Source organism: Streptomyces sp. ATCC 21386 (assembly GCF_018728545.1).
Taxonomy (GTDB): Bacteria; Actinomycetota; Actinomycetes; order Streptomycetales; family Streptomycetaceae; genus Streptomyces.
Map to the genome: position 1 here is coordinate 9,518,831 of NZ_JAAVVL010000001.1, position 13,541 is coordinate 9,532,371.

The 13,541-nt window shown below is 71.8% G+C and carries 15 protein-coding genes; all 15 read left to right on the forward strand.

The window, feature by feature from the left end; genetic code table 11:
* The first annotated feature begins 2 nt into the window (after positions 1 to 2).
* Positions 3 to 806 (forward strand): HK97 family phage prohead protease, encoded by an 804-nt coding sequence (locus GWK25_RS40935; protein WP_215456668.1) that lies wholly within the window; start codon positions 3 to 5, stop codon positions 804 to 806.
* Positions 803 to 2,098 (forward strand): phage major capsid protein, encoded by a 1,296-nt coding sequence (locus tag GWK25_RS40940; protein WP_215456669.1) that lies wholly within the window; start codon positions 803 to 805, stop codon positions 2,096 to 2,098. Before GWK25_RS40935 ends, GWK25_RS40940 begins: the two co-directional genes overlap by 4 nt.
* Positions 2,098 to 2,364 carry a hypothetical protein gene (locus tag GWK25_RS40945; protein WP_215456671.1) on the forward strand — a complete coding sequence of 89 codons (267 nt, stop codon included), beginning with the start codon at positions 2,098 to 2,100 and terminating at the stop codon, positions 2,362 to 2,364. The genes GWK25_RS40940 and GWK25_RS40945 overlap by 1 nt, the downstream gene beginning before the upstream one ends.
* Complete coding sequence (locus GWK25_RS40950) at positions 2,361 to 2,861, forward strand: capsid cement protein (protein WP_215456673.1); 501 nt, start codon at positions 2,361 to 2,363, stop codon at positions 2,859 to 2,861. The genes GWK25_RS40945 and GWK25_RS40950 overlap by 4 nt, the downstream gene beginning before the upstream one ends.
* Positions 2,862 to 2,863: 2 nt before the next feature.
* On the forward strand, positions 2,864 to 3,409 hold the full coding sequence (locus GWK25_RS40955) for a mobile element protein (RefSeq protein WP_215456674.1): 546 nt from the start codon (positions 2,864 to 2,866) through the stop codon (positions 3,407 to 3,409).
* The gene (locus GWK25_RS40960) at positions 3,409 to 3,750 is read left to right on the forward strand and encodes a hypothetical protein (protein WP_037725872.1); all 342 of its coding nucleotides are present in this window, start codon (positions 3,409 to 3,411) and stop codon (positions 3,748 to 3,750) included. The genes GWK25_RS40955 and GWK25_RS40960 overlap by 1 nt, the downstream gene beginning before the upstream one ends.
* Entirely contained in the window at positions 3,747 to 4,055 is a 309-nt protein-coding gene (locus GWK25_RS40965) for a hypothetical protein (protein WP_215456677.1), read from the forward strand. The genes GWK25_RS40960 and GWK25_RS40965 overlap by 4 nt, the downstream gene beginning before the upstream one ends.
* Entirely contained in the window at positions 4,055 to 4,438 is a 384-nt protein-coding gene (locus GWK25_RS40970) for a hypothetical protein (protein WP_215456679.1), read from the forward strand. Before GWK25_RS40965 ends, GWK25_RS40970 begins: the two co-directional genes overlap by 1 nt.
* Positions 4,439 to 4,497: 59 nt before the next feature.
* On the forward strand, positions 4,498 to 5,469 hold the full coding sequence (locus tag GWK25_RS40975) for a hypothetical protein (protein WP_251829260.1): 972 nt from the start codon (positions 4,498 to 4,500) through the stop codon (positions 5,467 to 5,469).
* Positions 5,470 to 5,585: 116 nt separating this feature from the next.
* Positions 5,586 to 5,909, forward strand: coding sequence for a hypothetical protein (locus GWK25_RS40980; RefSeq protein ID WP_308404452.1), 324 nt, complete (start codon positions 5,586 to 5,588; stop codon positions 5,907 to 5,909).
* Positions 5,910 to 5,977: 68 nt separating this feature from the next.
* Positions 5,978 to 6,331, forward strand: a complete 354-nt coding sequence (locus tag GWK25_RS40985; protein WP_215456680.1) for a hypothetical protein — start codon at positions 5,978 to 5,980, stop codon at positions 6,329 to 6,331.
* 4 nt (positions 6,332 to 6,335) lie between these two features.
* Entirely contained in the window at positions 6,336 to 10,559 is a 4,224-nt protein-coding gene (locus GWK25_RS40990) for a phage tail tape measure protein (RefSeq protein ID WP_251829262.1), read from the forward strand.
* 4 nt (positions 10,560 to 10,563) lie between these two features.
* Positions 10,564 to 11,457: a hypothetical protein gene (locus GWK25_RS40995; RefSeq protein WP_215456681.1), complete on the forward strand. Its 894-nt coding sequence runs from the start codon at positions 10,564 to 10,566 to the stop codon at positions 11,455 to 11,457.
* Entirely contained in the window at positions 11,457 to 12,602 is a 1,146-nt protein-coding gene (locus GWK25_RS41000; RefSeq protein WP_215456682.1) for a phage tail protein, read from the forward strand. The genes GWK25_RS40995 and GWK25_RS41000 overlap by 1 nt, the downstream gene beginning before the upstream one ends.
* The gene (locus tag GWK25_RS41005; RefSeq protein WP_215456683.1) at positions 12,602 to 13,534 is read left to right on the forward strand and encodes a hypothetical protein; all 933 of its coding nucleotides are present in this window, start codon (positions 12,602 to 12,604) and stop codon (positions 13,532 to 13,534) included. Before GWK25_RS41000 ends, GWK25_RS41005 begins: the two co-directional genes overlap by 1 nt.
* Positions 13,535 to 13,541 lie beyond the last annotated feature (7 nt).

Consider the following 13,541-nt stretch of genomic DNA (forward strand, 5'->3'; position numbering starts at 1 on the left):
CCGTGCCCCGCACCAAGGAAGCATCCGCCCGGATCAAGGCGGCCGGTCCTGCCGACGGCCTCGCCGAGGGCCAGTTCCGGGCGCTCGTCTCGGTGTTCGGCAACGAGGATTCCATGGGTGATGTCGTCGCGCATGGCGCGTTCGCCCAGGTCCTCGCCGAGTGGAAGGCGTCCGGCGACCCGATCCCGGTGGTCTGGTCGCACAAGTGGGGCGACCCGTTCGCCCACATCGGCAGCGTGATCGAGGCGACCGAGACGCCCGACGGGCTGGAGGTCCTCGCGCAGATCGAGGACATGGAGACCAACCCGACGGCGAAGCACGTGCACGGCCTGCTGAAGGGCCGCCGGATCAAGCAGTTCTCGTTCGCGTACGACGTAGGGGAGGGCGGCTGGGTCGACACCGACGACCTGGTGAACCACCCGTGGGGCGAGTACTACGAGATCAAGCGGTTCAGTCGGCTGTACGAGGTCGGGCCGTGCCTGGTGGGGGCGAACCAGCAGACCGAGCTGCTCGCCGCGAAGGCCGCCGATCTGGTGCGCGGCGCGAAGGCCGGCCGGGTGCTCAGCCAGGCGAACTACGACGCCCTGTCCAGCGCGCACGCCTCGATCGGCGAGGTGCTGGCCTCGGCTGAGCCGCAGAAGACTTCCCGGCCCGATGGCCGGGGCAACCCCGAGGAGACCGGCCACCGGCCGGCCGAGCCGCCCGCCGCCGCCCCCGAGGCGCCCGCGAAGGCTGCCGGTCCGTCGCTCGCCCAGGTCGATGCGTGGATCACCGCACGAGACCTGATTGCACGGAGGACCACATGACGCTGCGCGAGAAGCTCCAGGCGCTGCTGAAGGAAGCGGCCGACCTGGTCGCCAAGGCACGCGAGGAGAACCGGGACTTCACCGACGACGAGGTGACCCGGATCAACGAGCTGAAGACCGAGACCGACGAGGTCGAGGCGAAGGTTCAGGCGGCGGACGCCGCCCAGGCCGCCGCCGCCGCGATGGCGGGGAAGGCCACTGCCCAGCCCGGCACCCCGCCGGCCGGACCGGCCGGGGTCCTCCAGGTGAAGGACCGGCAGGAGGCGGCCGACGCGGCGACGCTCGGCGAACGGTTCACCAAGTCGGACCTGTACGCCGCGTTCCGCAAGCAGCACCCCAGCGGCCTCGGGCAGGGGTCCACCGTCGACATCGGCCGTATCAAGGTCGGCTCGATGAAGGAGTGGCTGGCCAGCCGCAAGGCCACTGCCGCGCCCCTTCAGGTGGCGCTCGGGCACGTCGAGCCGGTCCGGATGCCGATGGTCGACCAGGTCGACCGCGACAACCTGACGATCCTCGACCTCGTGACCCGCGGCCAGGCCGACGGCCCGTTCGAGTACCTCCAGGTCACCGGCGTGACCCGGAACGCGGCGATCGTCCCGGACGAGATCCTGCCGGGTGACGCGACCGTGAAGCCGACGTCGACGATCCAGACGGAGCTGGCGGACGCCAAGCCGTACACGTACGCGGACGGCTACGACGTCACGAACGCCCTGCTGTCGGACGCGCCGGCGCTGGCGACGTACATGAACAACGAGCTGGAGTACAGCCTCGACAACGTCATCGAGGACAAGCTCCTCAACGGCACCGGGACGGGCGGCGAGCCGAAGGGCATCCTGCACACCACGGGCGTGCAGGAACTGACGTACTCCCCCGGCCCGGACGCGATGGCGCAGGTGAAGGCGATCCGTCAGGCCATCACGGCGATCACGCGGCTGCCGGGCGGCAACGTCACCGCGTGCCTGATGTCCCCCGAGGACGACGAGGCATGGGACCTCATGCAGGACGCCAACGACCGGTTCTTCGGGCAGGGCCCGTTCGGGCAGGGCCCGTCGACCTCGTGGGGCCGCGCGCGTGCGCTGTCCGAGCGGCTCACCCCCGGCACCGTCATCCTCGGCGACTGGCGGCAGGTCGCCCTCCTCGACGTCGAGGGCCTGTCCATCCTGGCGTTCAACCAGCACAAGGACTACGCCCAGCGGAACCTGGTCTACGTCCGTGCCGAGCTGCGCGCCGAGCAGGTCATCTGGAAGCCGAACCGGCTGATCGTGGTGAAGCCGGCCGGGGGTGGCAGCTGATGCCGGTGCACAAGATGGTGACCATCGACGGGATCCGCGTCCGCGCCGAGGACGAGGCGCGCTACCGCGCCCGCACGGGCGCAGGCGCGGGCCCGCTCACGCGCGCGCTCGCAGAGCCCGAGCCGCTGTTCGACCCGTCCGAGCACGATGCCCCGGCCGTGCTGGAGCACCTCGCCACGGCGGACGAGACGGAGACCGCGCGGGTCCTGGCGGCCGAGGCCGCAGGCAAGAACCGCAAGACGATCATGGGGAAGGACACCGCATGAGCACGAGCAGTTTCCAGGTCACGATGTCCGGCGCCGCACCCAAGCGCCGGTTCCTGACGACGGCCGCGGCCGTCGACGACGGGGCCGTGATGCGGCTGGCCGTCGCCGGGGAGATCCCCGTCGGCGTCACCGACGGCACCGACCTGGCAGCCGACGAGGAGTTCACGTTCTCCGTGTCCGGGCGGGCCGTGTGGGAGGTGGAGTCCGGAGAGGCCATCGACCCGGGCAACATGGTCCGCTGCGGCACCCTGGGCAAGGCCTTCGTCTGCGACCCCGGCGACCTGTACGCGGTCGGCATGGCGCTCGACGACGCCGCGGCGGCGGGGACCGTGATCCGGGTGGCGCCGCTGCGGACCGTCGGGCTGGGCGGCATGGCCAGCACGGCGCCGACCATCAACAACGTGGCCAGTCCGTTCGCCAGCCTCACGGCTGCGGCGGACGCCCACAACGCGCTGCTGGCCGCGCTGCGCACGCGCGGCGTCATCGCCGGGACCTGACCGTGGCAGCGGCCAGCCCGTACCTCGCCGACCCGTCAGAGCTGGCCCAGTTCCTGGACGTGCCCGCCGACGACGTGCGGCTCCTGGCCGCACTGCGTGCCGCGACCCGGCGGTTTCGCGGGCAGGTCCGGCACCCGGTGTCGCTGGTCACCGACGACACCTCCTACCTCGACGGCAGCGGACAGGCCGTGCTGCGCCTGCCCGCCTGCCCGGTCGTGGCCGTGCACTCCGTCCAGGTCGACGGCGAGGAACTGACCGGGGTGAAGGTCCGCCGTCAGGCCGGGCTGCTGCTGCACCCGGATGGCTGCTGGCCGGAGTGGTCGGAGGTCACCGTCGCCTGGGACCACGGTCTCGATCCGGTCCCGGGCGAGGTGGCGGAGGCGGTCATCGACCAGGCCCGCACCATCTACCGCACGGACCCGGCGATCCAGCAGGTGACCACCGGCACCGAGTCCGTGTCGTTCGCGGTGACGGCCGCGGTCGGGATCACCGAGCAGTGGCGGGCCGCCGTCGAGGCGCACCGCCTGAACCGGGGAGACGACGCCTGATGCCGCCGCTGGCCAACCCCCTGCGGCGGCACACGGTCACCGTCATCGACCGCGTCCTGACGGGGCAGGACGAGCGCGGGCACGACGTGTACGAGGACGTCGAACGCGACGTGGCGGACTGCAACATGCAGCCCGTCGCCTCGACCGAGCAGAACGACAACCGCACCCAGGTCGTCACCCGCTGGCGGCTGGCCGGACCGCCCGCGATGGGGCTGACCGCCCTGTCGAGAGTCCGGTTCCGCGGGGTGCTGTACGAGGTCGACGGGGACCCGGGCGAGCACGACAGCTTCGCCGGGATCCTCGACCACACCGAGGCGTTCCTGAAGGTGGTGAGCGGATGAGCAGCGGGATCCGGTTCGAGTTCGACCCGGCGTGCCTGCCGGAGGTCATGCAATCGGCCCCCGTCCGGGACGCCCTGCGGGAGACGGCGGAGGAGATCGTGCCGCGCGCCCAGGCGCTCGCGCGCGCCGAGATCGGCGAGGAGTTCGCCGAGTCCATCACCGTCTCGGAGGAGATCCGGCCCCGTGGCCGGCCGACCGCCAAGGTGGTCGCCGACCGGGCGGACGCCGAGGCGCACGAGTACGGCGACAGCACCACCGCCCGGCGCCGCATCCTCGGGCGGGCCGCCCGCACCGGGGAGAGCTGATGTGGCCGGACATCGAACTGGCCGTCATGAAGGGCATGCGCACCCACCTGACCGGGGTGCGCGTCACCGACGAGGTCCCGCCAAAGGTCGAGACCCTCGGCCCGGTGGTCGTCGTGCAGGTGGCGGGCGGCGCCGACAGCCACACCAGCGACACCGCCACCATCGACGTGGAGGCATTCGCCGCTGACCGGGCCGCCATGTGGCAGCTCGCCGAGCGGGCCCGGGCAGCCGTCCACGCGCTCGCCGCGAGCGTGGCGGGCGAGGTCGTCATCGACACCGTCGACACCGTGCAGCGCCCGGTGCCGGTCCCCTACGGCAACCCCGCCGTACGCCGGGCGATCGCCACCTACACGCTCACCACCCGCGCCAGCACCCACGCCTGACGCGCGGCAACCCACCCGCCCCCGCCCGAGCGGGGGCTTCGTCATGGAAGGGGGCCGCGATGCCGGCCGCTGACTTCACCACCATCGCGGAGCTGCGCTCGTCGCTGATCCGCAAGGCGCTCCGCTACGCCATCTTCGCCGCGGACGCCTCCGCCGACGCGGTATCCGAACCGTTCGACGTCGACGGCGTCCTTCAGACCCTGCCCGCCGGGTACGTCCCGGTCGGCTACACCACGACCGACGGCGTCACCTTCTCCGGCGACCTGTCCACCTCCGACGTCGAGTCGGGGCAGTCCGCCTCTCCGACCCGCTCCGACGTCGAGACCGACACCGCCACCGCGCAGTGGGTGCCGCAGGAGACCAACGCCGCCGCCGTGGCGCTGTACGAGAACCTGCCGCTGTCCGGGCCGGGTGCGCTGCCCGTCATCGGCTCCGAGGCGTGGACGTGGTCGCGTCCGAAGACCCCGCCCACCCGCTACCGGCGGCTGGTGTTCATCGCCGAGGACCTGAACAAGAACACCGGCCAGCCGCTCTACATCGTCCGCCACATGCCCAGTGCGCTGCGCACCGGCCGGGAGGACGAGCAGTGGACGCGGACGGCCGAGATCGCCCGCGGCGTCACGTACCAGGCGTACGTCGACGACGTCCTCGGCACGGACTGCCTGACCTGGATCGACGGGCCCGGCTGGCGCGACCTGGAGCCGCTGTCCAACGAGGTGCAGCAGGTCGCCATCACCGGCGGCCCGACGGGCGGCACCTACACGCTCACGTACTCGGGGCAGACCACGGCCGGCATCGCCTACAACGCCGCCGCAGCGGATGTGCAGTCGGCGCTGGAGGCGCTGTCGAACATCGCGGTCGGCGACGTGACGTGCGCGGGCGGACCGCACCCGGGCACCCCGGTCACCGTCACCTTCGGCGGCCTGCTCGCGGGCACCGACGTGGCGCAGATGACCGCCTCGGCGGCGAGCCTCACCGGCGGCACCAGCCCGGCCGTGAACGTCACGACCACCACCCCGGGCGGCGCGTGAGCATGACCGCCCCCCGCAAGCGGGCTCCGCGGCGGCGGCCAGGGGTGAGCCCCGCCGCCGCGGAGCCTTCCACGGTTCACCCCGAGGCCACCCCCAGCACGAGAGAAGAGACGCACGTGAGCAAGCCGAACAAGAAGCGCTACCGCCTGTCCGAGGTCAAGCAGCAGTTCACCGAGGCCCTCGGCGGTCAGGAGGTGGAGTTCGAGCTGGACAACGGCGAGGTCCTCACCTTCCCCCACCCCCTGTTCGCGGACGACGAGTGGTCGACCGCGGTCGACGACGCCGAGTCCTCCCGGGAGAAGGCGCACGCCATCCTCGGTGACGAGCAGTACGACAAGTACGTGGCCGCCGGGCACTCCGACAACGACATCGCGCTGCTGTTCCTGGCCGTACAGCAGGACATGCGTGACCAGGTGAAGAAGCGCCCTACACGGTCCTAGACGTCCTCGGGCACTACCCCGAGGCCGTCGAGGCCGACCTCTGCCACCACTACGCGCCCCGTGACCCGGTGGCGGAGTACTGGCGCGGAGAGATCAGCCTGCGCAAGCTGCGCGTCCTGGTCGAGGGCCTGCCTCCCAACGGCGCCCTGGCCCGCGCGGCGGCCGGTCACGCGTTGCAGTACGGCGACTTCCGGATGGCCGACGTGGTCGACCTGATGGGCCAGCTGGTGACCGACTTCCGCAACGCCAACCGGGCGGAGAAGTCCCCGCCGCAGCCGTACCCGGAAGCCGTCTGGCGGCCGGAGCCGAAGTCCGCCGTCAAGAAGCGGAAGAGCAAGGACCGCAGGGAGGCCACCGAGGCACGCTCCGGCTACCTGCGGATCGTCGCTCAGGTGACCCCCCAGTACGCAGAGAAGGGGTGAGTCCATGCCCCGCGCTGGTGCTGTGTGGGTCGACGTCCTGCCGAACATGTCCGGCTTCGGCAGGCAGCTGGCGCGGGAGATCGGCGAGCCCGTCGCGCAGGCCTCCCGCGCCGCCGGTGAGGCCGGCGGTGACGAGATGGTCGGCGGGATGAAGGAGAAGCTGAAGACCGGGGGCATGGCGGCCGGCGCCCTGCTGGGGGCCGCGATCGCCGCGTCCGCGGTCAAGCAGCTGGAGAAGGAGAAGACCGCCGACCGCCTCGCCGCCCAGCTCGGCATGTCCGGCAAGGGCGCCGAGCGGGCCGGGAAGCTCGCCGGGTCGCTGTACTCGAAGGCCGTCGTCGACACCTTCGAGGAGGGCGCCGAGTCCGTGCGGCAGGTGATGGGCTCCGGCCTCATCCCGGAGAAGGCCACCGGCAAGGCCATCGAGTCGCTGACCGTGAAGGCCACCGACCTCGCGAAGACCTTCGACCAGGAGGTGGGGCGCACCGCCAACGCCGCCGCCCAGATGATCCGCACCGGGATGGCCAAGGACGGCGGCCAGGCCCTGGACATCCTCACCAAGGGCTTCCAGTCGTCGGCGAACAAGGCCGACGACCTGCTGGACACCATGAACGAGTACTCGACCCAGTTCCGGCGGGTCGGGCTCGACGGGAAGATGGCCATCGGACTGATCGACCAGGCCATCAAGGGCGGCGCCCGCGACAGCGACCAGGTCGCCGACGCCATCGGCCAGTTCGGCGAGCTGGCGCTGGCCTCAGAGTCCGGGGTGAAGGACGCCTTCAAGTCCATCGGCCTGGACGCCGGGCACATGGCCGACCTGATCGGCAAGGGCGGCTCGTCGGCGACCAGCGCCCTACAGCAGACCCTCGACGCGCTGCGCGGCACCGAGGACCAGACCACCAAGCTGACCGCCGCCACCGCGCTGTTCGGTGACCCGGGCACCGTGATGGGCGACGCCCTGTTCGCCATGGACCCCGCCTCCGCTGCGGCATCGTCCGGGATGGACAAGGCGGCCGGGTCGGCCGCGAAGCTGGGCAAGACGATCCGGGGCAACACCGCCACCCGCATCGAGGTGCTGAAGCGGCGCTTCACCGACACGTTCGGCCGGGTCGTCAACGCGGTCGTCATGCCGGGCATCAACGGCCTGATCGACGGCGTCGGCTGGGCGGGCGACGCCCTGGAGACGACCGGCCAGTGGATCAACAAGTGGGGCGCCTGGCTGCTGCCGGTGATCGTCCTGGTCGGCGGCCTGACCATCGCCCTGAACGCTCAGGCCATCGCCACTGGTTTCGTCACCGCGGTGTTCTCCGTCTACCGCGCGGCGATCCTGATCGGCACCACGGTCACCGGCGGATTCACGGCCGCGCAGGCGCTGCTCAACAGCGTGATGGCGCTCAACCCGTTCGTCCTGGTGGCCATCGCCCTGGTCGCCCTGGGCGTCGCGCTCGTCGTCGCCTACAAGAAGTCCGAGACGTTCCGCAACATCGTCCAGGCCGCTTTCCGGGCGGTCTCGGTCGCGGCCCTGTGGCTGTGGAACGTCGTCCTCAAGCCCGTCGTGGGCTTCGTGGTGAAGGCCTTCCAGTGGTGGTGGACGGCCGCGAAGATTTATTTCACGGCCGTGGGCGTGATCTTCTACACGCTCGGCGCGGTCGCGGTCTGGCTGTGGCAGAAGGCCATCTCCCCGGTGATCGGCTGGATCGTCGGCGGATTCCGTCTCTGGTGGACCGGGGTGAAACTGTACTTCTCCCTGGTCGGCGCCGGTTTCCGGGCCGTCGGCGCGGGCGCGGTGTGGCTGTGGGACGTCGCGATCTCGCCCGTCCTCGATCTGATCGTGGGCGGATTCCGCCTGTGGTGGACCGGGGTGAAGCTCTACTTCGGCCTGGTCAAGACCGGTTTCAAGGCGGTCGGCGACGGGGCGAACTGGCTGTGGCAGAAGGCGCTGCTGCCCGCGTTCCGGGGCATCGCGTCGGTGGCCAAGTGGCTCTACGACAAGGGCATCAAGCCCCCGGTCGACGCCGCGAAGGCCGCCGCGAAGGCCTTCGGGCAGGCGTTCACCGACGCCAAGGACACCATCGGCAAGCAGTTCGGGAAGGTCGGCCAGCTCGCGAAGAAGCCGATCAGCTTCGTGATCAACACCGTCTACAACAAGGGGATCGTCGGCACCTGGAACAAGGTCGCCAAGGCCTTCGGCGCCCCGCAGCTGAAGGAGTTCCACCCCGAGGGATTCGCCCGCGGCGGCATCCTGCCCGGCATGTCCTCGTACCGGCAGGGCGACGACCAGCTGGTGCCGCTGCGGCGCGGCGAGGGCATCGCCGTCTCGGAGGCGATGCGCGACCCGTACGAGCGCAGTCGTCTGCTCGCCGTCAACCAGGCCGCCATGCACGGCAAGTCGCTGCGCCCGTTCCAGGGGCAGGGGTTCGCCGAGGGCGGCATCTTCGGCTGGGTCGGCAAGGCCTGGGACAAGGGCACCGACCTCGCCGAGTCCGGTGTGGCGTGGCTGAAGGACGGGGTGAAGGCCTCCGCCGAGGCGGGACTGAACGCCGTGGTGAAGCCGCTCATCGAGAAGATCAGCGGCTCGCCGTCGCTGTACCGGGACATGATCACCGGCATCCCGAAGCGCATGATCAAGGAGATCGTGGGCTACTCCGCGAAGGCCGACGGCAAGCTGGAGTCCGCCGGCATCGGCGGGAAGGGGTACAAGGCGGCCCTGTCCTGGGCGCGCACGCAGAACGGCAAGCCGTACCAGTGGGGCGGCAACGGGGATCCGAGCTGGGACTGCTCGGGGTTCATGAGCGCCATCGAGAGCGTGATCCGGGGGCAGAAGCCGCACCGCCGTTGGGCCACCGGCAGCTTCTCCGGGGCCACGGCCGCGCCGGGCTGGGTCCTGAACAAGCGCTCACCGTTCATGATCGGCATCACGAACAGCGGGGTCGGTCACACGGCGGGCACGATCAACGGCGTCAACGTGGAGAGCAGGGGCGGGGACGGCGTGATCGTCGGCTCGCGGGCCCGCTCGTACAAGGACGGCCTGTTCACCCACCGGTACGGGTTCGCGGCCAAGGGCTACGCCGACGGCGGCAAGCCCCGCCCTGGTGAAGTCGCCTGGGTCGGCGAGCGCGGCCCGGAGCTGGTCAGGTTCGGCAGCGGGAGCGCGGAGGTCTTCAACCACCGTGACTCCATGCGGATGTGGGAGGGCATCGGGGCGCGGGGGTTCGCCAAGGGCACCGCGTCGGCCCGTACGAAGGCCCGCAAGGACCTGCCCGGCGACCTGACGAACTTCACCAAGTCCCTGACCGGTTCGGCGTCCGACATCTCCAAGGCGGCCAAGGAACTAGCGAAGGACCTGAAGGCCACCGGGGGCAGCGGCAAGGCGCTGGCCGCCTCGGTGACGAAGGCCTCGGCCAAGCTCCAGGCCATGGCCCGCCAGCGCGACGCCGTCGACAGCAGGCTGGAGGCCGCCCGGTCAGCTGCCGCCGACCAGAAGAAGACCGCCGCCGACTTCATGGGGCTGTCGAACTTCGGCGAGGCGGGCAGCATCCGGGAGGTCCTGGACGGGATGCGGGCACGGCAGTCGACGGTGGCCTCGAACGAGGCGCGGATCAAGCTGCTGTCGAAGAAGGGCCTGAACCAGGAACTGATCAGCCAGCTGGTCGCGATGGGCCCGGACAGTCAGCTCGCCGGGCTGATCTCCGGCGCGTCCGCCGGTGAGATCAAGCAGTTCAACGCCCTCGCCAAGAGCGGGGCGAAGCTGTCGACCAGCTACGGCCGCACCATGGCCGACAGCATGTACGACGCCGGGGACTCGGCGGCCAAGGGGTTCCTGACCGGGCTGCTGAAGCAGGAGGCGGAGATCCAGGCCGCGATGGCCAAGCTCGGCGCCGCCGCCGTGAAGGCGATCCGCTCAAAGAAGGGCATCGACGCCCACTCCCCGTCCCGCAAGGGCGAGCAGGCGGGCGCCGACCTCGGGGCGGGCCTGGTCGCCGGGATGGCCGCCTCCGGGCCGGCGGTCGTCTCCGCCGCCGAACGCATGGCCGCCAGCGCGGTGCCATCCGGCATCGTCCCGGTCACCTCCACCGGCGCGGCCGGACAGCCGGCCACAGGGCTGGACGGGCGCCCGCTGTACCTGGTCGTCGAGGACGGCACGGTGCTGCGGGCCTACGTGGACGACCGGGTGGACGGCGCCCTGGACGACGTGCGCCGTACGAAGCGCGCCGGGAAGAAGGGATGAGCGCATGCCGATGATCGTGGATCCGTCGGCGCCACCGATCACGGCGCCGGAGACCGTCACCAGTCCCGAGGGCTGGCTGACGGCCGTCGTGGACCCGGTGTGGGCGGGCGTCTACCTGGCGGTCGACTACATGGCCGGGGACACCCCCCTCGCCGAGGCCGCCGACGTCCGCAAGGCGCTCATCACCCGCCAGGACCCGGGCGCCGCCGGGCCGGTGCCGGTCCGCTCGGGCAACCTGGCCTGGGCGATCGAAGGCACCGGCACCGCGTACGACCACGAATCCCCGCTCGGCGTGGCCGTGGCCTACACCGCCCGCCCGCTGTACGCCGACGGCACATGGGGCCCGGAGACGTCCCTGGCCGTCGTCGTTCCGGCCCCCAGCCCGGGGCACAGCAGGGACCTGTGGCTGAAGTCGCTGGAGGACCCGGGCCTGTCGATGCGGGTGATGTACGGGACCGCGCAGGGCACCACCAGCGCGGCCCGGCAGGAGACCGCCTCCCGCTCGGGCAGCCCCTACACGGCCGTCGCCTACGACACCGCCGCAGCCCCGGCGGAGACCGTATCCGTGGACGTGCTGGCCGAGGACATCGTGCAGTTCCGCACGCTCGTCCGCTCCGGTGTGCTGCTCGCCCAGGTGCGGCCCGGCTACCAGATCCCCGACCGGTTCTTCGTCCCGGCGGACGTCTCGGAGAAGCCGACCGGCAAGCTCGGGTCGACCGGCGGCTACACGGTCACCTTCGACATCGTCCCCATCGAACGACCCGACACCGCCGACCAGCCGATGGTCACCCCCGAGTGGTCCTACGACGCGCTGGCCGCCGCGTTCGCCAGCTACGACACCGTGGAAGCGGCGTACACCTCGTATGCCGCGCTGGCCACGAACGGGGCGGTGGGCTGATGCTGCCCATCAGCCCGGCCGCGCTCGCCGCGCTCGGGCAGGCCACCCGCCGCCCCGTGCGCGCCGAGTGGTCCAACGACGGCGGACGCACGTGGACCGAGGCCCAGTTCGGCTCAGGCGGCGTCACCCCCGACCGGACCTCGGAGTGCCGCTACTCCGCGTCCGTGGAACTCCTCGCCCCGCCCCGGGGCCGCGCGGGCATCAACAGCATCACCACCGAGGTCCGGCTGTTCCAGGGCATCGGGGTGCCGCGCCGGGACATCGAGTGGATCCCGGCGGGCTGGTACGTCATCGACCGGCTCAAGCAGACCCGGCTCGGCGTCGCGCTGGAGCTGCTCGGCCGCGAGGACGTCATCCGCGGCGCCTCGCTGCCGATGGCCCGTACGGTCGGCCCGGACACGGCGCAGGCGTGCGCGCGCACGCTCGTGTGGGAGGCGCTCCCCTCGGCGCCGATCGCCTGGCGGTCCGGGGTGAAGGGGTCCACCGCACTGCCCGCGTTCGTGGTGGACGAGGACCGGTGGGCTGCCGTGTCCGGGGGGACGGACTCGGCCGGGGTGTCCACCGGCATCGCCGCGTCGCTGGGTGCCGAGGTGTACGCGGACGCCACCGGCATCGTCACCTTCGCGCCGATGCCCACGCTCGCCGACCCGGTCGTCTGGCGGATCCCCCGCACCCTGGCGACCGCCGAGCCGTCCGAGGAGGAGACCAACGAGGGCCTGGTGAACCTGTGGGTGGTCACCGGCGACTCCGGATCGGGCGGCAGCGTGGTGGGCCCGGCGTACGCCTTCGACGACGACCCCGCCTCGCTGACCTACGCCGGCCCCGACCCGGTGGCCGACCCGCTCGCCCCGCAGCGCCTGGGACTTCCCGGCGTGCGGGTGCGCACCGGCCGCTACGCCTCGCCGCTGGTGACCACCCAGGCTCAGGCCGACGACGTGGCCCGCGCGAGGCTCGCCGACTCCCTCGGCGTCCAGTCCTCGCTGTCGTTCACCGCCGTCTGCAACCCGGCCCTGGAGCCGGGCGACGTGGTCGAGGTCGAGGTGAGCGACGGCCGGTGGGAGCGGCACCTGATCGATTCCAACCCGTACACGCTCGGCGGCGTCTCGATGACCTGCCAGACCCGAACCAGCACCCGGAGGCTGTAGTGGGCATCCGCGACCAGCTCGGCAAGGACCTGGCAGGGCTTCAGGCCGCGTCCGCCGCAGGCCTTCAGACCGTCTCGGCGGAGGTCACCGACGTCACCGACGAAGGCACCGTGCACCTGCGGATGATGGGCGCGGACCTGTACGACGTGCCGTGTACCGACGCCTACCGCAACCGCAAGGCGGGCGACATCGTGGCCGTACGCCGCGGCGCCGTCCCCGTGGTCCTGTGGCGGCTCGGCGCCGACCCCGCGGAGACCGACCAGACGACGACCGAGCAGATCGCCGTCCAGGCCTCCCTCGACGTCCAGGTCGTACGAGCCGCGACCTACGGCACCGGCGCCCCGGCCGGCAGCGGCTGGCAACAGGCCACCGAGGTCCACGTCCGCAAGGTCGACGGCCGCCTGGAGCTGTACTTCAAGGTCGCCTCGATCGCCGACCCCTCGCCCGGCACGCCGGACGTGCCCGTGCCGAAGCCGGTCACGATCCCGCCGGACGACTCCGGGTCGTGGCGTAACGGCCGGCCGGACGAGTACGCCTCCGCACCCACCCAGGGCGACTGGACCGGCGGCGGCAACCGCAGGGGCGGCTGGTTCTACGGCTCCGCGATCCAGAACGCGTGCGCGGGCAAGACCGTCGCGAAGATGCAGGTCAAGTTCACCCGCAGGCGAGGAACCGGCGCGAACGCCCGGCGCCCGCTGCACCTGTACCTGCACGACCACGCCTCGCCGCCGTCCGGGCAACTGGACCTGGACGACGGGCCGGAGGAGCTGCTGAGCCTGGCCGTCGGGGCGACCGGCACGGCGACGCTGCCCGCTTCCTGGCGCTCGCAGCTCGCCTCCGGCGCGGCGAAGGGCCTGGCGATCTACGCGTCCGGTTCCCGCGACTACCTGGCCGTCACCGGCGGCCGGATCACCATCACCTTCTCGGCGTAGGAGCAGC